Consider the following 20551-nt stretch of genomic DNA (forward strand, 5'->3'; position numbering starts at 1 on the left):
AAATTTACCTCATTATGATAGGAGATATTCTAAATAGAAGTTTTTTGGTCGAAAAATCTATTAAACAATTGTTTAATAGTAAATTGGATGAGGCTGGTCTAAGTAAAACACAGTTCGAAAAGCTTTCCGGCATTCAAAGAAGAAGCCTGGATGGTATACTTGATAAATCATCAAAGCAAACTGATATAATTCATTTGCTAAAATTGAGCGAGTTTTTGGAGCTTAGTGTTGATGAAATTTTAGTTTATCATTTTAAAGACAGAGCTTCCGAAGAAATCAGAGAATTACAAGAAGCTATTGAAATAACATTTATTAATAAATACTTTGACTTGAAGGCCTTGTCTAATCTAGGTTTTTTCGAAAAAGAATCTTCACTGTCAGCGTTAAAGGATCGTATCTGCAAGTTTTTTCTATTCGAGACTATTTTCGACTTTGAGAATGACTTGAATGGGGTTCTTTATAGTAGAACCAAAAGGTCGTTTAGTGATAAGATGAAAGATTTTTGGATCAAATCATCATATAAATACTTTGAGCTTATAAATAATCCGAATGAATATTCAAGAAAGGATTTGGTTGAGCTAATTCCTAAAATCAAACCTTATACACAAAATATAGAAAAAGGGTTAATTACAGTTTTTAGAGCCTTGTATAATGTGGGTGTTACAGTTGTGTTCCAACCCTTGTTACCTAAAACACAGATAAGGGGTGCAACTTTTATCGTAAACAAGAAGCCCTGTATAGTAATAACTGATTTCAACAAAAATTATGCAACGATATGGTTTTCATTAATTCATGAGTTACACCATGTTTTGTACGATTTAGAGTTGTTGGAGCGCATAAAATATCATCTTACAGGAGAGCCCGATTTATTTTTAATCCAGGAAGATAAAGCAAATAAATTTGCAGGAGAATATTTGCTGTCGTCTGAAAAATTGCAATACATCGAGCCAATGATACATAACTCGTTCATGGTTAAAAATTTTGCATCTGAATGTCAAATTCATCCTTCGATCATTTATTCTCAATATCAATTTAGACAATCCGAAATTGGAAATAATTACTGGGCTGCTTTTAAAGATTTTTTTCCTGATATGGAAAAAGTAAAAAGAGGCTTAACTGTCAATAATTGGGACACCGAATCATTAGAAGAAGCAGCGGTCAAAACGAAGTCGTCACTCACTATTTAATCATTCCAATGGCTAAAATAATTAAGAAACGGGATCTGACAAAAGAGGATATCGAGCGGCTTGAATTACTTCAAAAAGCGGAGGAAGTAAAGGGAGAGCAGCTGCAACTGGATTTGAGTGAAGGTGTACGCATTGAAAATGAGGCAGAGAGACTAATTGGTCAGAAAATTGATGACCCGGTAGCAAAATTTCAGTTGTATTATAAGGGATTAAATAATCTTTTAAGGGAAAATCTGCCCTCTGGAAAGGATAATGAGCTCGTCAGGAGAGTTATTTATGACGAAAAGAATATTCTGATTAACAGAGGTGCTAAAAAGGATGAAAAAGGGATAAGGGGTAGTGATGGTCGAATGGCGTACCTTGAAGATTTGGAATTAGCAATCCAGGTTGTAGCACAATGGCTTTCTAGGAGAGGTACATATCAGGATTTGTATCTAGCCTTTTGGGATAAAAATGAAGAGCTGAATTATGGTCATCAAGATTAGATTATTTTAAATTTTCCTAACCTCCAAATACACCGGACACCCAACACTATGCGCACCAGGCAAATACCCGGTGCTCATGAGGAATTCATTTACAATTTCTCCGCCAACAAATTTGAAATTCTTCTTGAATAATTTCAGCCAATCGGGTAACGTTAATGGATGATGCGCATCCAGCCAACCTTTAAAAGAGCCGTATTCCAGTTTCAGCAAAACAATTTTTTGTGCGTTAAAAATGGCTGCGTTAATCTTTAACCGATTACGGATAATTCCCGGATCAAGTAACAGTCGTTCACGATCTTCTTCTGTACAGGCCGCAATTTTTTCGATACAAAAGTTACTGTAAGCCTTTCTAAAACCTTCTTGTTTTCTTAACATCAACGTCCAGCTCAAACCTGCCTGATTAATTTCCAGAATAAATCTGCCAAAAAGCTCATCATCGTCATCAATCTGAAAACCATATTGATGATCGTGATAATGCTTGTGCAATAAATAATCCGGAAGTTCGGATGGATTGTTGTTGACGTAATCGCAGTAAGACATAGAATTTTAATGCTCGGTAATCCCTATTTGAATTTCAGTAATATTAGCTTCCGGATTTTGAAAATCCATATTTAAATAAATTTCACGATTTTCTCCACTCATGTTCAATCCGCCAGAAATGATGGTCGGAATTAATGATCCGTATGTTTCGCCTAATTTATTCCAATCCCCTAAATGTTGCTCCGAAACGCATTGAAATGCACGGAGGCTTTTTAGTTTGAAATCTGAGTTTTCAAGATGTTTTTCTTTAAACGAAATTGGCAGGGCAATTGTCAGTGAAAAAATAGTTTCGGGATTTCCATCCATACCTTCATAAACCCAGTAAACCGGTCCGGTGATTTCAAGGTCATTTTGGACGGCTGTCTGATACATCTTATGCGCAACCACGCGAACAAATTCTCCAATTTCTGAAAGTTTAGTTTTTGTTTCAAAACATAAAACCTGCATTGGATGTATTTTCTTCAATTCCATAATCATTTATTTTGTTTGTTGTTCAGGCAAAATAAACGACGCCTACCGACAACCCTATGTCAGCAGGAACTTAGAAATGGAAATTATTTTTATTTATTTCTTCCGGATTCGACGAACCTTCTGTTTCAACCACGGATAACTGATGTAAACGACTTTTGTCGCAGCAATACCAATTCCTGCACCCATCAGCACGTCCGCAAGCCAGTGTTTATTTTTAAGAATACGCATTGTACCAACGGTTGTTGCGGCAGTGTAGCCACCTACGCTATACCAAACACTTCGTTGACCATACTCTTCATGCAATATTGTGGCACTCGTAAAAGCGTTGCTGGTATGTCCTGAGGGAAAAGAATGGTTATCTTCTCCGTTTGGACGAGGATATTTCGATATCAATTTTAAACTGCCGGTAACACCTTGGGCAACAAGATTGGAAAGCAATGCAAGAATAAGCTGATCGCCAAAAGAATGTTTTCCCTTCACACCGGATGCGCCCAGACTTAAACTGACTACGGCCGGTAAATAGTGGAGGTAATTATCAAAATTTTTTGTGTTGAAATTTGGATATTCACTTACGACATGAGATTGCAGGTGTCTGCTGATAGATCCTTGCGTCACAAATGCTGCCAACGCGAGCGAAACTGGTGCTACGGCTTCAATAGGCCTAAACTGCCAAAGTTTTTCTTCTTTTTTCTGAACCAGCGTATCGTGATAAACCGAGTCAATCGCCTGAGCAGCTACCTGATTTGAAAATAACCCCTGACAGATAAAAGTTACAAGAAAGATGCAACGTGTAAACTGTTTTTTCATAAAAGAGTTTCTATAAAAATAAGATTGCGGACTGAACCACAATCTTATTTTAAAAAGCAATGATTACAAAATGGACTCTCTAACCCGCACTAATTTTTCCAATAATCCTTCAAGCTGATCAAGCGGCAACATATTGGCTCCGTCTGATTTCGCTTCTGCCGGGTTAAAATGCGTTTCGATAAAAAGCCCGTCTGCACCTACCGCAATGGCTGCTTTGGCGATTGTTTCAATTAATTTAGGCTTTCCGCCGGTAACGCCGGATTCCTGATTTGGTTGTTGCAATGAATGCGTACAATCCATAATAACCGGAACATCAAAAGCACGCATGGCGGGAAGATTGCGATAATCCACGATCAATTCGCCATAACCAAAACTATTGCCTCGATCGGTCAGTAAAACCTGGCAATCCGGATTCGTTTCATTTATTTTTTCAACCGCAAATTTCATTGAAGCACCTGAAAGAAACTGTCCTTTTTTAACATTTACAGCTTTTCCGGTACGTGCTGCCGCTGCAATTAATTCGGTTTGACGACATAAAAATGCCGGAATCTGCAATACATCCACATATTCCGCCGCAAAAGCCGCTTCATGTGATTCATGAATATCGGTAACGGTTGGAACACCAAAAGTCTGGCTGATTTCCTGCAAGATTTTTAAAGCTTTTTCATCACCAATCCCCGTAAAAGAATCGACTTTAGTACGGTTGGCTTTACGGTATGATCCTTTAAAAATATAAGGTATTTTGAGCCTGTCTGTCAGAGTAACAATATGTTCCGCAATACGCAATGCCATATCTCTTCCCTCAATCGCACAAGGGCCTGCCATAAGGAAAAACTGGGGAGAATCAGTGTTTTTTAATTTCGGAATTGACAACATAATACGAATAATCAAAAATTAATAAAGTTCTGTAAAGGTACGGTTATCTGCAATCTTCTCTATGTGATTCGTTGTATTCGTGGAACTTATATGGTTAAGCATTTGATATTCTGTTTCTTTTATTTCCCTTGCTTTTGGGATAGTATTATTACACGTTTTAAAAAAATGTTGACAAAGTGAAGTAGAATATCTTTCTTTGTTGCGATTTTAACCAAAAAGTGTTTACAAAATGTCAGCAATTGCAGAAAGAGTTAAGCAAATTATCGTCGAAAAACTCGGCGTAGAAGAGTCGGAGGTAACGCCAGAAGCAAACTTCCAGAACGACTTGGGAGCGGACTCTCTAGATACCGTTGAGTTGATTATGGAATTTGAGAAAGAATTCAATCTTTCTATTCCTGATGATCAAGCCGAGAACATTGGTACAGTTGGTCAGGCTGTTGCATATTTGGAAGAAAACGTAAAATAGTTTTACGCCTTTCCAGTATCATCTTCTTTTTCTGTCCCTATTTTATGAGTTTTAAGCGAGTTGTAATTACCGGTATGGGCGCTTTGACGCCTATTGGAAATGATGTTCCTACCTATTGGAAGAATTTAGTTGCAGGCGTGAGCGGTGCTGCGCCTATAACAAGGTTTGATGCCGAACGGTTTCGGACCCGATTTGCCTGTGAGGTAAAAGGGCTGGACATACATGATTACATTCCGCGTCAGGAAGCTCGTAAAATGGATCCATTTACCCAGTATGCCGTAATTGCAACTGACGAAGCAATGAAGGACGCCGGCTTTGACGCAGATACACTTGATCTCGACAAAGCCGGTGTAATTTGGGGTTCGGGAATTGGTGGTTTAAAAACATTTGAGGACGAAGTTTTGAACTTCTCAGATGGTGGGAGAAATCCGCGTTTCAATCCATTCTTTATTCCTAAAATGATTGCTGATAGCGCGTCGGGAGTTCTTTCCATTCGTTATGGCTTTCGTGGACCAACTTTCATTACGGTTTCAGCATGTGCTTCCGCAACCAATGCCCTGATCGACGCATTTAATTATATCCGTCTGGGTATGATGAATGTGTGTATTTCAGGCGGTTCCGAGGCGGCAATTACGAATGCAGGTGTGGGTGGATTTAATGCTTTAAAAGCATTATCAGAAAATAACGCTTCACCAGAAACAGCGTCACGTCCTTATGATAAGGATCGGGACGGATTTGTTTTGGGAGAAGGTGGTGCAGCATTGATTTTGGAAGAGTATGAGCACGCCAAAGCTCGCGGCGCAAAGATTTATGCCGAAATGATTGGTGGAGGTATGTCATCTGATGCATATCACATTACTGCTCCGCATCCGGAAGGTCGCGGTGCCTACATGGTAATGAAAAATACGCTTGAAAATGCAGGATTACAGCCAGAAGATATTGACTATATCAATACCCACGGTACTTCAACACCTATTGGTGATCCGCAGGAAATTAAAGCAATCGAGAAATTCTTCGGTGAGCATGCCTACAACATGAGCATCAGTTCTACCAAATCCATGACTGGGCATTTGCTTGGTGGTGCGGGAGCAATTGAGGCAGCTGCATGTATCATGGCGATCCAGGATCAGATTATTCCGCCGACAATCAATCATTTTACGGATGATCCGGAGATTAATCCCCGATTGAACCTTACTTTTAATACAGCACAAAAACGCAAGGTCGATATAGCCCTAAGTAATACTTTTGGTTTTGGCGGTCATAATGCTTCCGTTATTTTCAAGAGGTTCGAGGAATAATTAACTTATTGATTTTGGCAAAACGAATTCTTTTACCGATCCTCGCCCTTTTTAGAACAGGGAGTCCCGAGGATAAGAAATTTAAGGAATCTATTGCGCATGTAATTGGCGACCGCCCTTCAAACCTGGGCGTTTACCAGTTGGCATTTCGCCATACGTCGGCCTCCCGTGAAACAGCTATTAAAGGTTTTCGTGAATCGAACGAAAGGCTTGAATATCTGGGTGATGCGGTGCTGGGAATGGTTGTTGCCGAATTTTTATTTACCAAATATCCTTACAAAGACGAAGGTTTTCTAACTGAAATCCGCTCACGGATTGTTAACCGTGAATCGCTTAATCAAATTTCCCGGAAGCTCGGTTTAGACCGTTTGATCGAATACGATGGAAACCGTCGCGGTATGTCGCCGAGATCTTCCATGTATGGTGATGCGCTGGAAGCATTTGTCGGAGCAATTTATCTGGATAAGGGATTTCGTTTTACACGAAAATTTATCATCAGTAAGCTTTTAACGCATTACGATCTGGACGATATCATCCAGAATAATATCAACTTCAAAAGCCTTATCATCGAATGGGCGCAACGGGAAGGAAAGGAAATCCGCTTCGAAATTCTTGAAGAAAGAGGAACTCGCCATCACCGCGAATTTATCTCCCAAATTTTAGTCAACGAGCAGCCATTTGCTACTGGTAATGGTTTTACCAAAAAGAAAGCGGAACAATCGGCCTCTGAAAGAGCTTGTGAACAGCTTGAATTGAAATAAAATCTTCCAATCGATTTATGAAAATAAGTCACCTTTCGTGAATTAATGCACTGATTTGGTTTTGCTTGCGGTATTTCAGAATCGTAATACTCTCTACATAATAAATTGCATTGCTACAATTTCAATTGCGTTTATGCAATTGCTGCATCTCGTTTTCATGACCAATACGAATTCTAACCATCCTGATCTTTCAATCTAATCTTCAATTATCAAGAAAATATTGTCAGAAATTCTGTCTTAAAATAAAGCTATCGGCCATTGTGTCACTAAAATTTTACTTTTAACTAATTTAGTGTCATTTTGTCTTGTTTTTTAGTCGTTTTTTCTCATCGGTACAAAAGTTTTAAATTCCTTCACATACCGCAACGGTACTTAAACTTTAAATCACAAAAAATTAAAACCTATAAAACCATGAGCACATTAGTAAAAACCCACTTCGCGAATCCTAAATTGTATAACGGATTTTTTGGTAAAGAAGCTTTAAATGAATTTTTCGCACCAGCTTATGCGGGCAGTGTTCCAGCAGTTAATGTCGTTGAAAACAAAGAAGGTTTCAGAATTGAAGTTGCAGCACCTGGCCTTCAGAAATCTGATTTCAAATTGAACCTGGAAAAAAATCAGTTGACAATTTCAGCTCAAAAAGAACAAACTGAGCAAGAAGCAAATGAAACATATTCTCGCAGAGAATTTAAATATAGTTCTTTCCAAAGGACGTTCACCTTACCAAATTCGGTAGACGGTGAAAAAATTGCTGCAACTTACGCGGATGGTATCTTAAAAGTAGAACTTCCAAAACGCGAAGAAGCAATTGAAAAACCATTGCGTGAAATTGAAATTGCTTAAAATTTAATTTCGGAAAAGGCGTTATTTGTCATGAATAACGCCTTTTTTGCTGTATAAATAATTAAATATTGGCGGTGAATATATTACAGTGAATTTTCAGATTCATACCTTTGTTAAAATATGTTAAAAGGCTTAGGAAAGGGAATAGTTTGCAGGTTCGTTTACGTTATTTGTTCAATATAGTTATAACCCCAACATATGGAAATGAAAACAAACTGGAAAGCTTTGGTATTGGTTGGGCTGCTTTCGAGCGCATCAACTCTTGCAGGCTTTAAACTTTTAAATTCAGATAGTGATAAGGATGTTATTTTTAAAGAATCTCCTTCCGAATCACTGGCACGTTTCACCTCGACCGGCGCACCTGCTGGCGCTCCGGGTGATTTTGTATACGCAGCAGAAGCAACTACGCCAACAGTAGTGCATATTAAATCTACGATGACAAGATCATCACGCGGCAGTCAGGGAGACATTCCTGATATTTTCCGTGATTTCTTTGGAGATGATTTTGGTGGCGGCGGTTCTCGTGGACCACAATCGTCAGAAGCTTCGGGATCGGGTGTTGTGATCTCTGCGGACGGATATATTGTAACCAATAACCACGTTGTGGAAGGTGCTCAGGAACTGGAAGTTACTTTGTCGAATAAAAGTAAATTCCGTGCAAAAGTTGTAGGAGCTGACCCATCAACAGATATTGCAGTAATCAAAATTGAAGGCAAAAATCTTCCTGCTATTACCTTTGGCAGCTCTGATGCAGTGAAAGTAGGAGAGTGGGTTGTAGCCGTTGGTAATCCTTTCAATCTGGAATCAACAGTTACTGCCGGAATTATCAGTGCAAAGGGACGTGGATTGGGAATAATTGGACAATCTCAGAATCGTCGCGGTAATGCAATGCCTACTTCGGCAACTACCGGCGATGTTCCTTTGGAATCATTTATTCAAACGGATGCGGTTGTTAACCCAGGAAATAGTGGTGGTGCCTTGGTAAATTTAAAAGGTGAATTGATCGGCATCAATACAGCGATTGCAAGTCCGACAGGTAGTTTTGCCGGATATGCTTTCGCAGTTCCTTCAAGTATTGTGAAAAAAGTTTCTGGTGACCTTATCAAGTTTGGTAATGTTCAGCGCGGATATCTAGGTATATCTCTTGACGAACTTGACAGTCGCAAAGCGGAAGAATACGGTGTGAAAGTGAACGACGGTGTATATGTTCGTGATTTCACAGAAAACAGTGCAGCCAAAGCCGGTGGCGTTACGAAAGGTGACGTAATTGTGAAAGTGGATGGAATGAATACACATTCAATTCCTGAATTGCAGCAGTCAATAGGTTTACACAAACCTGGTGATAAAGTTACTGTGACCGTAAACCGTAATGGTACTGAAAAAGATTTGAGTGTTACATTACGTAACCGCACAGGTGGTGCCGAAGCTTTAAAACGTGATGAATCTGCGGTAGTAATGAGCGTTTTAGGAGCTCAGTTTGGTAATATCAGCGATCAGGAAAAACAACGTCTTACACGTTATAAAGTGGAAGGTGGCGTAAAAGTTCTTTCTATCGATGGTGGAAAACTGGCCAGAACAGGAGTTGAAGAAGGTTTTATCATTACAAAAGTGAATGGCAAACCGGTAAAATCTGTAAAAGAACTGGAAGCTTCACTTGCCGGTAAATCTGATTCTATGGTTCAATTTGAAGGTTTATATATCGATGCTCCTTATGATGTTTATTCATTCGGATTTAGATTTTAGAATAGCTTTTAGCGATTAGGTGTTGGCTTTTAGCTGGTACAAATCGCTTAGGTTGTAGATAAAAAATGGTCCCGGAAAATTAATTTTCCGGGACCATTTTTTATATTTCGTGTTGAAGATTGCTCGATTCATTAAAGCATAAACTTCAATCTAACCACTTCTTTTTCACTTAGGAAACGCCATTTTCCGCGAGGTAAATCTTTCTTGTCTAATCCGGCAAAAACGGTACGATCCAGTTTTTGTACTTCGTAACCAAGGTGTTCGAACATACGACGCACGATACGGTTCTTTCCGCTGTGAATTTCCAGTCCGACAACCATAGCATCCGCAGTGACGATTCCCAGTTCATCAGGTTTCACAAAACCATCTTCCAGTTCTAATCCTGCCTGAAGTTGTTCGAAATCCTCTGTTGTAATTGGTTTGTCAAGTTCAGCCTGATAAATTTTCTTGATTCCGTTTGAAGGGTGCGTCAGCTTTTCAGCCAGTTCTCCATCATTTGTCATCAAAAGTAATCCTGTTGTATTTCTATCCAAACGACCTACGGGATAAATTCGCTCAAAACAAGCCCCTTTAATTAAATCCAAAACTGTTTTACGTTCCTCCGGATCGTCAGTTGTCGTGATATAATCTTTTGGTTTGTTAATCAATACATAAACCAGTTTTTCACGGCTTAATGCTTTCTTGCCAAATTTAACTACGTCAGATGGTTCAACTTTATGACCCATTTCCGTAACAACTTTTCCATTTACAGAAATTTGTCCGGATGCGATCAAATCATCTGCTTCGCGACGAGAACAAATACCCGCGTTGGCAATATATCGGTTCAACCGCATTTCAGAACTTTCCTGCTTTCTTTTTGCGCCTGGTTTTTTATCGTAACCACTTAAATTATAACGTGGTGCAGTTTCAAATCTTCCAACACGGCGGTTGGCTGCTTCTTCAATTGCACGCTGCTCTGTTGTTGGGTCTTGATCAACTACCTCTTCGAAATCACTTTTTTTTTTAAAAGCCGGTTTTTCGTGTCTTCCGTTTGAAGGAGTAGGTTTGAGAGAACGTGGCGCATCGCTGCTTCTTTCTGAACGAGGTTTGTCGAAGCTTCTTCCTTCTCCTCTCGGAGCAAATTCACCTCTTGGCTTAAAGCCACGGGAATCTCCATCACGGTCTGACGAACGTGGTTTGTCGAAAGAAGCTCTTTCAGGTCTGTCTGATCTCTCAAAACGAGGCTTATCAAATCCCGGCTTATCAAAACTTCTTCCTTCTGATCTTTCTCTTGGTGCAAATTCACCTCTTGATCTATCCTGGCCGGGTCTAAATTCACGGGAAGCTCCGTCACGGTCCGAAGAACGTGGTTTGTCGAAAGAAGCTCTTTCAGGTCTGTCTGATCTTTCGAAACGCGGCTTGTCAAATCCCGCCTTATCAAAACTTCTGCCTTCTGATCTTTCTCTTGGTGCAAATTCACCTCTTGGTCTATCCTGACCGGGTCTGTCAGAACCAGATCTTTCAGATCTTTCGAAACGCGGCTTGTCAAATCCCGGCTTGTCAAAACTTCTTCCTTCTGATCTTTCTCTTGGTCTGTCCTGACCGGGAGCAAATTCACCTCTTGGCTTAAAACCGCGGGAATCGCCATCACGATCTGACGAACGTGGTTTGTCAAAAGAAGGTCTATCTGAACCTGATCTGTCAAAGCGAGGGTTGTCAAATCCTGGCTTAGAAAAACCCGGTTTGCCAAAATTCGGTTTGTCGTAACGTGGACGTTCCGAGTCGAAGCGAGGTTTGTCGCCGCTTGGTCTGTCGCTATAAGATCTTGATGATTCAGCACTTGGGCTGGCTACTCTAAGACTGGATTTTTTAATACTTGGCTTGCTGAAGCGGCTTTCTGCTTCCGGACGTTTTTTACCAAATGGGCGGCCTGAGGCATCACCACTTCTTCCTGGAGCGCGCGAAGAGATCGCATCACTCGATTTTGTTATTCTTTTTCTCATTAGGAATGCAGTATCACTACTGGATTTTTTTTCCTCTCTACAAACTTGTCGTTACTTCGGTTAGTGATTTTGATGACCGTTGTCATAACAAAATGCCACTAAAACGCATTTACAAACGTATCTGATGTTCAGAGTACTTATGTGTTATTTATGTTTTGAAATGCAAAGATACACTAATTTTTATTAGTAAATATTTTCGTTTCTTTTATCCGAAAAGTGTCATTACGACGTTACTAATGATCGTTACCTGAATCTTGCTTACCGGCAACAAAGAAAATGCGAAGAAGAGTTCCGGTCAGCAGAAATTTGATTGACGTTTTTTATCTAAAAAACGTCAGTTATTACCCGATATTCATTAAATTTTGCATGTCCTATGCCAACGAATACTCAGTTACAACCACTTTGGAAACCAGGCAAAAAATTAACGGAACAGTCTAATCTCAAAAAATACATGGATTGGCTTTTCGTAAAAAAAGGACTTTATTTTCGTGGATATCATGATTTATGGGAATGGTCGGTGACGGATCTGGAAGATTTCTGGGAAAGTCTCTGGCAATATTTTCATATCAAATCGCATGATATTTATCTGGAAGTTTTGCGCAGGCCAAAAAAGGGAATGATTGGTACACAATGGTTTAGAAGATCAAGCCTTAATTATGCCGAACACATTTTCAGAAATAAAACAAAGGATCATCCTGCCATACTTTTTCAATCTGAAACACAAGGATTAACAAAAATTTCCTGGGAAGAGCTTGAATTGCAGGTAGCTGCTGTTTCAACATGGCTTCGTCAGCGGGGTGTTCGGCCGGGAGACAGGGTAGCGGCGGTTTTGCCAAATATCCCTCAGGCGGTTGTAGGATTTTTGGCTGTTAATGCAATCGGCGCGGTCTGGTCCAGCTGCTCGCCGGATTTTGGAAAAGCAGGAATTGTAGAGCGGCTCTCTCAAATTGAACCCAAAGTATTGTTTGTTACCGATGGATATCATTACAACGGAAAAACCTTCGACACTACGGCGACAACCATGGAGCTTGGATCTTCTCTGCCGTCCGTAAAAGATATTGTCATGATTTCCAACATCGATTCCCGGTCAAAACCCGAAGGTATCAGATCCTGGGAAGATATTTTACATTTACCCAATTTTGGAATTGATTTTGAAGCCGTTCCCTTTGAGCATCCGATCTGGGTTTTATATTCTTCCGGAACCACGGGGAAACCGAAAGCGATCACGCACAGTGTTGGTGGCTGTTTACTGGAACATTTGAAGATATTAGCAATTCACCAAAACGTAAAACCTGGCGACCGCTATTTCTGGTATTCTACCACCGGCTGGATGATGTGGAATTTTGCCCTGGGCTCCATGTTATGCGGAGCGACGTTGGTGCTGTATGATGGTTCCCCCGCATTTCCAGGTACTCAGGTATTATGGACATTAGCAGAACGTGCGAAAATCACACATTTTGGAAGCGGTGCAGCTTATTTTATCAATTGTATGAAAAGCGGCACGACTGTTCCTGTTGAGAAACTTTCGCATCTGGAAACCATCGGGTCCACAGGTTCTCCGCTTCCGCCGGATGTTTACGAATGGATTTATCAACATGTGAAAAAAGAAGTATGGCTAATTTCGCTGAGCGGCGGAACGGATATTTGCAGTGCTTTTGTCGGTGGAAATCCGATGGAACCCGTTTATCCGGGAGAAATTCAAAGCCGTGCATTGGGGGCGAAAGTTGAAGCTTTTGATGAAAACGGAAATTCCGTTATTGAAGAGTTGGGAGAAATGGTCATATCTCAGCCAATGCCCTCTATGCCGATTTATTTCTGGAATGATGAAGATAATGAGCGTTATGAAAGCAGCTATTTTGAAACCTATCCAAACGTCTGGCGCCATGGCGACTGGATCAAAATCACATCCAGAGGTTCCGTTATCATTTACGGAAGGTCAGACGCAACCTTAAACCGTGATGGAATCCGGATCGGTACTTCCGAAATTTACAGCGCGGTTGAAAGTCTTCCTGAAATTAAAGACAGTCTGGTCGTTTATCTTGAAAAGGAAGATGGTGGAGGGTTTATGCCTTTATTTGTTGTTTTGGAAGAAAATAAAAAATTAACCGAAACATTAAAAGAGGAAATCAAGCATGCGTTAAGAACGCAATACAGTCCACGTCATGTACCTGATACCATCGAAGCGGTTGCCGCCATTCCCTATACGATCAATGGAAAAAAGATGGAAGCACCGGTTAAGAAAATACTGATGGGTATGGATCCCGCAAAAGCGGTCAGTAAGGATACAATGCGGAATCCTGAGGCTTTGGATGGGTTTGTTTGAAAGTTATTAAGTTTCGTAAATATTGGTGCTGTCTTTAACAATGGTCCATTTGTCTTTTGATTTAATTAAAAAATAATGGGCCCAGACACCTTCGTTTGGTATACGAAGCGTAACCCTGCATGAGGAGGGAGTATAGTTTTTAATCTCATAAAAAACGAACAAAGTGTCTTTTACGGTTGGTTTTTCCTCGGAATGATCATCATAATAAAAGCCTCTCGGTGGTTTTAAGTCAGACATTGATTTTATAGATATAGGTACCGCTCTTTTTCTATAACTATCTATAAAATAATTATTTAACATAGAGTCCGCAATAGATGTTTCTATAATAGCGGTACTGTCAGAGGGGGATTTTTTAGCATCGTCTTGACTTTGACAGGAAAAGATAATTATTGTAAGAAATACAATGTATATCCAATTTTCATAAAAAAATTTATCTGATTTCATTGCCGCTTTTGGAACAGTTTATTTAACGTTATATAAAGCTATTCAATTAATTAAATCGTTTCCCAACCGAAATAGACAAGTTTGTTATTACATCGCCATTCGTATCAGCCTGGAAATTTGCAGTAGCTCCCAGGAATAAAGATTTTCCAATGGAATGGTTATAAAATAATTCCGGTGATACTCCAATAGCATAAGTCTTTTGTGGCGAGGTGTTTATAATATATGTTGCCGGATAAGGAATACCAGTTGTTTTTGGATCGAAAATAATAAATAATTGGTCAAAATAAGATGAAGATTGATAACGCAAAATGCCATCAATTTTTAAACCTAACTCGTTTCTTTTTGTCTTTATAAAATTATATCCAAGGCCAACAGAAGTCTGAATCCCCCCGGCAGTATATCGAAAAGAATGATCCAGAACCGTACCGTCGGATTGTGTGGTGCTACTACGAAGTGAACCATCATGAATAGATGCTCCCACTGAAATAGACCAGACTAGTTTTTTTCTAAAATATTTACCATAGGTAATTTTTTGTGAAATTCCTTTCATATCTCCTGTTCCGTGTGTGCTCCGTCCCGCGGTTATACTTGCGTATTTAGTAAACTGATTTGGGTTGGTTTGGGCATATAATGTCTGAGACAGACAGATTATAATCAATAAGTATAATACTCTCATAAAATAAATGTGTGTTAAAACCTTCTTCCAATCGTAAATGCCAATTGAGGGAAAATGGTATCTCCATTCGTATCCAATTGCAAACCAGTTACTAATCCAAGAATTATTTTTTGCTTAATGGTGTAACTGGCAAAAAGCTGTGAGATCCCGCCGACGGAATAAGTTCGTTGCGGGGAGGTATTTTCATTGATAAAGACGGGTACGGGTAAGCCTGTTGCAATAGGGAATAACATGGTTACGTCATCCGGAACTGATGAAGACTGATAACGAAAAAGTCCGCCAATTCGAATTCCTGCATCCCAAGATTTTGTTCGAAAAAAATGGTAACCTATTTTCCCGACCAGTTGAGCACCCGAGGTGGTATATCGATAAGACAAATCATGAACCTCGCCGTTCGCTTCGGTAACTAGTAGAAGATCTGATCCATCATGTATTGTCATTCCCAATTCGGCAGACCATGATAATCTTTTTTGAAAAAACTTTTCATACTCTACGCCAAGCATTAAGCCTTGTATATCACCGCTTCCAAGTCTTCCTCTACCAATGTTGAAGCTAAGCGATTTAGTTGGCAATAATCGAGTACTTTGAGAAATTGCTTGTTGGAAATTGCAGATAAGAAAGAATACGAGAAAGAGATTTTTTTTCATAGTTTTAGAAAAAGCGAACTGGTCTTTATAGACAAGTTCTGAGTACAAAATTATTTTTCTTAAAATTTTCTTTTGAAATTCATATAACTAAGTTGGTATAGCTGTGTCAAAGGGTCGGTAAATTGAACAGTTGCTTTCCCAAGATCATTATCCCAAGAGCCGTGATTAATGGTATAAGAAAAATTCGGACCTCCATTTGTAGAAGGTATGCCAATGGTAGAAGTGGAAGATGAGCCTCCAGGCTTTAGATGGGTTTTTGTAACATATAACCTTGCAGTCGGGGTTCATCAAGCCGACTGCAAGATTATTACTATTTATGTCAAGTACATATTTGTGCTATCTTTAACCACTTTCCATTGGTCTTTTGATTTTATTAAAAAGAATTGGATGTATAACCCCCGTCCAGGTATGATAAGCTGGACTCTAGATGAAGAGGGAGTATAGCTTTTAATATCTTGAAAGATAAAAAGAGTATCTGTCATATCGTAATGGCCTTTTCGGTAGTCCCTAAAATAAAATCCCTTTTTTAGATTCATAAGTTTTATAGGTTTTACATATATGGGTATTTTCTCCTTTTTATAAAAATTTAAAAATTTATAATTTAGTACAGAATCTAAAAGAGCTGCACTTACAATCATTTCGCTGTCTTGCTTGTATGTATTTTTAGAATTATTCTCTTCGTTTTTACAAGAAAATAGAACCAAATGGCAGAGTATTACCAATAATTTATTTTTCATAATGTCATTTTGGACGTCCATAAAGTTTTATAAATATGTTATCTGCATTAGTTTTATCAACAGATACTCCAAAGACTTGAAGTTCAAAGGCATCACCCATTTCTGTATTAAATTCTAATGCGGAAAGATTACTACCATAATGAACATATTCATGGAGAAGAGTAACAGCCAATAAGAAGGCGGTTGCTTTTCTCGTGGATTCATAAGTGGCCTTCTCTAATCCAAGAACATAATCCTTATCTATTCTTACTACGTTTGGTTCATATGCATTAAACTTCCCATATTGCTTCTTCCCATATATATCGACTAAGTGAACTATTGTTATTGATGGTCCACTGCCAAAAGTCAAATGAGACAATATCTGATCTTGACTTAATCCTGTCCAGTCTTTTAAACCCGTCATTATCTTAGGATCGTCAACTACCATTGATTTAATATTTTTGAACATTTCCGTAAACCTTGGATAAGCGGTCTGATCAGTATTAGACATAACATATTGGCCGACAGCCGAGTATAAGGTTAAGTTTGAGTTGGGATTAATAACAGTAACTGGCGTCAGAGTTGTACCGCATGGCAATGCTTGATTAGTCCCTACCGAAGTTCCAGGAGCAATGTTTGGATTGCAGTTCAAAAGGTAATTTCCTCCAATAGTATTCCCTCCTCCTCCATTCAGACTTCCCGTATAAGTAGTTCCGTCACCAGTTCCGCCTGAACCATTGACAGGAACAACCGGATCAGTAATTAATGTTACAGTAAAACAAACATATGGAGCACAAATTTCGCACATATCGCAATTGTTTTTATCCTGGCAGGTACAAGTTGCGTTTGATCTCATGTTCATACATTTGGTGGATGTTGTGGAAGCACTTACTTTCCCACTTTTTAAATCCTTGGAATTTACAACGTTATAGGGCTGAATGGAACCATTCTTTTCATATCTATAAACTTTAATAAATTCTCCTTCCCAATTCCGCACTAGAATATCACCCGTGTATATATTCCTGTTCCCATAAAACCATGAAGAATCTGGCATTAGCGTTACCCATTCTGTTCTTACAGATTTTTGCTTATCCTTATAAATCATTAAGTAATTCAATTGGTTATACGGAACATAAGCACGTGTTTTCTCATCAACGACTAAATTTAAATTTTCGAATTCCATAGGAACGATAACAGCTTCTCCAAAAGATATTTTTTTATAGCCAGCTTTGTCCCATTTGAGAGTTTTATTTTTCAAGCTACCTTCTACTGTTCTTTTGTTTTCTTTTCCCACAGTTGCAGAACTAAAATTTTTATCAAAATAATCTTTTGCTTCTTCGATGGATACTGACATCGAATCCGGAACTTCACTTAAATCACTTTTTTTAACAACATCGTTTTGATCATCCTGGCAACCTGATAATAACAACATACCAGACACGCAAATAGCCGGAATTAAACGGCAGATGGAGTTGACAAATTTTTTCATAATTTTGTCTTGGTTTAATTGTAGAAACAGTTGGACTCTGCAAAGTCACCTGCTGCCCGTGGGGACCAACCGAAGGGTGAAGGTGGCTTTGCTTCTTGTAAACGTAAAGCTTAAAAGGTGGCCTGTCAATAGCCAAGTAGCTTTCTCAACATAAGTTGATTCATGTACCTACATTAATTTTTGCAGCGTTTTTGTAAGCCTTCCAGGCAAATTCTCTTCGAATGCGAGAAAGATGAGTAGGTGTAATTCCCAGATAACTGGCAATGTGCTGCATTTTAACTCGATTGGCAATATGCCGGTGTGTTTCTATGAAATCTTCATAACGTTTGTAAGCTGTCTGCATGTGAGAACCATAAAGACGTTTTTCTGATATATGCAGATAACTTTGAAGAAGATGAAAGGCTGGTTGATAAAGCTCAGGGAATTCTTCCATTAAGGTTTGGTAGTCTTCTCTGGTTATTTGATAAAGTATTACCGGAGTACAGGTTTCAATATATTCAGGTGACGGATTGCCATTCAAAAAGCTTTCTGTCGAAAAAATCGGGCTTTCTTCCGCAGCAAAACAATTTGTCCATTGCATTTCCAGCGACTGATAATAGCAACGAACAACGCCTTCTTTTATAAAATATAAATTTTGCTGGTATTGACCGGGAGAAAGAATCGTTTCTGATTCTGCTAATTTTTTGACGGTAATTTTGGAAAGAATTGCTTCAAGTGCTGATGGACTAGCAAAATTTTGCAGGTCGTAGTTTAAAAGTTTTAACATCTCGGTATGAGTAGTAAGTGTGGAATTTTTATTCAGAAGACTTTCATACCGTTGCGTAAAAGTATTTAATTAAAAATCACAAACTGTTACTACAAGTCACCTTTTTTAATCAAATATTGACTATCTCAAATTTATTTTTATTGCTTAAAACCGCTAACAGTATTAGTCTTAAAATCATAGAAAACTGCTTTGCCATTATATTTAAAACCAGCACAAGGATTTATCCCGGCCAATCGTTAGTGACATGTTTATATACTCAAATAAAATTTTAACTTTACTTATTAAAAAAGTAATTTATAAATGAGCCAGGAAATTCCGGAAAAGCCCGTCAGCAATTCAAAATCTGTCATCCGTTTACCCATTATTATCAGCATTACGCTGGCTGCCGGTATGTTACTGGGCAGTACTTTTTTTAGCGGAGGCAAAAAGCTGACCGACGTGGCAAAAGGTTATGCCAAATTCCGGGAAGTTTTGCTGCTGGTGGAAAATAATTACGTTGATTCTGTCAATACTGAAGAGCTTGTGGATTATTCAATTTCTAAAATGCTGGAAAAGCTGGATCCCCATACGGCGTATTTTAATACGGAAGAAGCGACAGCGGCGAGGTCGCAGCTGGATTCAGGATTTGACGGCATTGGTGTAGAATTTAACATTTATAATGATACGGTTTATGTCGTAACACCATTAAGCGGTGGCCCTTCTGAAACTGTTGGTGTTCAAAGCGGCGATAGAATTCTTAAAGTAAATAAGGAAATACTTTCTGCGCCAGGCGTTACCAATGCCCAGGTCTACAAATTACTGCGTGGCAAACGCGGAACAAAGGTTACGCTTACCATTGAACGGCTTGGTTTAAAAGATAAATTAAACTTTGAAGTGGTGCGTGACCGGATTCCTACCTACTCCGTCGATGCGGCTTACATGGTTGATAAGGAAATTGGTTACATTAAAGTGACCCGTTTTTCGGAAACAACTTTTGACGAATTCAAAACCGCGTTAAGTACGCTGAAAGCCGCCGGTTTAAAAAAACTTGTGCTCGACCTTCGCGGAAATCCGGGCGGTTATATGGAGCGCGCCACTAGTATTGCCGATGAATTTATTTCGGGCGATAAATTATTGGTGTACACCGAAGGAAAAGACAGTCGCTTTGACCGGAAAACGCGTTCGCATGTAGAAGGTGGTTTTGAGCAGGGAGCATTGGTGGTTCTGGTGGATGAAGGCAGTGCGTCGGCATCTGAAATTTTGGCCGGTGCGTTGCAGGATCATGATCGTGCGCTGGTAGTAGGCCGCCGTTCCTATGGAAAAGGATTGGTGCAAATGCCGATCAAACTTTCGGACGGTGCAGAATTACGTTTGACAATTTCCAGATATTATACGCCAAGTGGCCGCAGTATCCAGAAGCCTTACCAAATGGGTAAAGGTGAAGATTATAACCAGGATCTGACGCACAGATACGACAGCGGTGAGTTTTTCAATGCGGACAGTATCAAATTTGATAAAACAAAAGCATATAAAACAGATGGCGGAAGAACTGTTTATGGCGGCGGCGGCATTATGCCGGATGTTTTTGTACCGCGCGATACGCTTATGAACAGTAAGTATTTGTTTGAGCTTTATGCCAAAAATATTATTCGTGAATATGCACTTCGCTATGCGAATGAAAATCAGAAACAACTTGAAAAACAGACTTTTCCGGAATATTTAAAAACTTTCCAGATTTCTGATGACATGATTTCCGAGCTTGTAAAAGACGCAACAAGATCCGGAATCAAGTTGAATGAAAAAGAGTTGAACCGCTCAAAACCAGTTATTCAATCGCAGACCAAAGCCATTATTGGTCGTTATGTCTGGGGAAGAAAGCATAAAAATGGTTTGAACAACGAGATATACGAAGTGCTGAATCCAATGGATAATGTGTATCAAAATGCTTTGAAACAGTTTGGCAAAGCTACTGAGCTGGAAAATGGGAATTTCAGCAGTTTGAACACGAAAAAAATTGATAAATAGTTAAAGTGTCGGCTGGGAATTTCTGTC

The 20551-nt window shown here is 39.2% G+C and carries 20 protein-coding genes; 9 read left to right on the forward strand and 11 right to left on the reverse strand.

The features are described 5' to 3' along the window. Positions 1–14 precede the first annotated feature (14 nt). The gene (locus tag LXL81_RS26745) at positions 15–1187 is read left to right on the forward strand and encodes a helix-turn-helix transcriptional regulator (RefSeq protein ID WP_234650709.1); all 1173 of its coding nucleotides are present in this window, start codon (positions 15–17) and stop codon (positions 1185–1187) included. An 8-nt stretch (positions 1188–1195) separates the two neighbouring features. Beyond that, positions 1196–1672 (forward strand): hypothetical protein, encoded by a 477-nt coding sequence (locus tag LXL81_RS26750; protein ID WP_234650710.1) that lies wholly within the window; start codon positions 1196–1198, stop codon positions 1670–1672. A 6-nt stretch (positions 1673–1678) separates the two neighbouring features. Here the strand turns inward: LXL81_RS26750 and LXL81_RS26755 are convergent, their stop codons facing one another. From LXL81_RS26755 to kdsA, 4 genes are all read right to left on the reverse strand, one after another. After that, positions 1679–2212 carry a DNA-3-methyladenine glycosylase I gene (locus LXL81_RS26755; RefSeq protein WP_234650711.1) on the reverse strand — a complete coding sequence of 178 codons (534 nt, stop codon included), beginning with the start codon at positions 2210–2212 and terminating at the stop codon, positions 1679–1681. A 6-nt stretch (positions 2213–2218) separates the two neighbouring features. After that, positions 2219–2683 (reverse strand): GyrI-like domain-containing protein, encoded by a 465-nt coding sequence (locus LXL81_RS26760; protein ID WP_234650712.1) that lies wholly within the window; start codon positions 2681–2683, stop codon positions 2219–2221. A gap of 93 nt (positions 2684–2776) precedes the next feature. Further along, a complete protein-coding gene (locus LXL81_RS26765) occupies positions 2777–3490 on the reverse strand; it encodes a phosphatase PAP2 family protein (protein ID WP_234650715.1) in 714 nt (237 codons plus the stop codon). 63 nt (positions 3491–3553) lie between these two features. After that, entirely contained in the window at positions 3554–4366 is an 813-nt protein-coding gene (gene kdsA / locus LXL81_RS26770) for a 3-deoxy-8-phosphooctulonate synthase (RefSeq protein ID WP_234650717.1), read from the reverse strand. A 229-nt stretch (positions 4367–4595) separates the two neighbouring features. On the opposite strand from kdsA, the gene LXL81_RS26775 reads away from it, so the two are divergent. The 5 genes from LXL81_RS26775 to LXL81_RS26795 all read left to right on the forward strand — a co-directional run bounded on the left by LXL81_RS26775 (position 4596) and on the right by LXL81_RS26795 (position 9477). Continuing rightward, on the forward strand, positions 4596–4832 hold the full coding sequence (locus LXL81_RS26775) for an acyl carrier protein (protein WP_015813362.1): 237 nt from the start codon (positions 4596–4598) through the stop codon (positions 4830–4832). Between the two features lie 44 nt (positions 4833–4876). Then, the gene (gene fabF / locus LXL81_RS26780) at positions 4877–6130 is read left to right on the forward strand and encodes a beta-ketoacyl-ACP synthase II (RefSeq protein ID WP_234650720.1); all 1254 of its coding nucleotides are present in this window, start codon (positions 4877–4879) and stop codon (positions 6128–6130) included. Positions 6131–6144: 14 nt separating this feature from the next. Beyond that, complete coding sequence (rnc, locus tag LXL81_RS26785; protein WP_234650721.1) at positions 6145–6891, forward strand: ribonuclease III; 747 nt, start codon at positions 6145–6147, stop codon at positions 6889–6891. A 411-nt stretch (positions 6892–7302) separates the two neighbouring features. After that, the gene (locus tag LXL81_RS26790; RefSeq protein ID WP_234650723.1) at positions 7303–7734 is read left to right on the forward strand and encodes an Hsp20/alpha crystallin family protein; all 432 of its coding nucleotides are present in this window, start codon (positions 7303–7305) and stop codon (positions 7732–7734) included. A 204-nt stretch (positions 7735–7938) separates the two neighbouring features. Then, positions 7939–9477, forward strand: coding sequence for a Do family serine endopeptidase (locus LXL81_RS26795; RefSeq protein ID WP_234650835.1), 1539 nt, complete (start codon positions 7939–7941; stop codon positions 9475–9477). Positions 9478–9608: 131 nt separating this feature from the next. Here the strand turns inward: LXL81_RS26795 and LXL81_RS26800 are convergent, their stop codons facing one another. Continuing rightward, positions 9609–11459: a pseudouridine synthase gene (locus LXL81_RS26800; RefSeq protein WP_234650725.1), complete on the reverse strand. Its 1851-nt coding sequence runs from the start codon at positions 11457–11459 to the stop codon at positions 9609–9611. 373 nt (positions 11460–11832) lie between these two features. Between LXL81_RS26800 and LXL81_RS26805 the strand changes: the two genes are divergently transcribed. Beyond that, the gene (locus tag LXL81_RS26805) at positions 11833–13782 is read left to right on the forward strand and encodes an acetoacetate--CoA ligase (RefSeq protein ID WP_234650727.1); all 1950 of its coding nucleotides are present in this window, start codon (positions 11833–11835) and stop codon (positions 13780–13782) included. Positions 13783–13788: 6 nt separating this feature from the next. Here LXL81_RS26805 and LXL81_RS26810 read toward each other — a convergent pair whose 3' ends face one another. From LXL81_RS26810 to LXL81_RS26835, 6 genes are all read right to left on the reverse strand, one after another. Further along, positions 13789–14019, reverse strand: coding sequence for a hypothetical protein (locus LXL81_RS26810; RefSeq protein WP_234650729.1), 231 nt, complete (start codon positions 14017–14019; stop codon positions 13789–13791). A gap of 253 nt (positions 14020–14272) precedes the next feature. Then, entirely contained in the window at positions 14273–14902 is a 630-nt protein-coding gene (locus LXL81_RS26815; protein ID WP_234650731.1) for a hypothetical protein, read from the reverse strand. A gap of 14 nt (positions 14903–14916) precedes the next feature. After that, the gene (locus LXL81_RS26820; RefSeq protein WP_234650733.1) at positions 14917–15549 is read right to left on the reverse strand and encodes a hypothetical protein; all 633 of its coding nucleotides are present in this window, start codon (positions 15547–15549) and stop codon (positions 14917–14919) included. Between the two features lie 314 nt (positions 15550–15863). Continuing rightward, entirely contained in the window at positions 15864–16286 is a 423-nt protein-coding gene (locus tag LXL81_RS26825; protein ID WP_234650735.1) for a hypothetical protein, read from the reverse strand. Between the two features lie 4 nt (positions 16287–16290). Then, a complete protein-coding gene (locus LXL81_RS26830; protein ID WP_234650737.1) occupies positions 16291–17754 on the reverse strand; it encodes a hypothetical protein in 1464 nt (487 codons plus the stop codon). A 160-nt stretch (positions 17755–17914) separates the two neighbouring features. Continuing rightward, positions 17915–18520, reverse strand: coding sequence for a Crp/Fnr family transcriptional regulator (locus tag LXL81_RS26835; protein ID WP_234650738.1), 606 nt, complete (start codon positions 18518–18520; stop codon positions 17915–17917). Between the two features lie 300 nt (positions 18521–18820). Between LXL81_RS26835 and LXL81_RS26840 the strand changes: the two genes are divergently transcribed. Further along, positions 18821–20524, forward strand: a complete 1704-nt coding sequence (locus LXL81_RS26840) for a S41 family peptidase (RefSeq protein WP_234650739.1) — start codon at positions 18821–18823, stop codon at positions 20522–20524. Positions 20525–20551: the final 27 nt, after the last annotated feature.

It is taken from the genome of Dyadobacter sp. CY356, assembly GCF_021440195.1.
Classification (GTDB): domain Bacteria; phylum Bacteroidota; class Bacteroidia; order Cytophagales; family Spirosomataceae; genus Dyadobacter.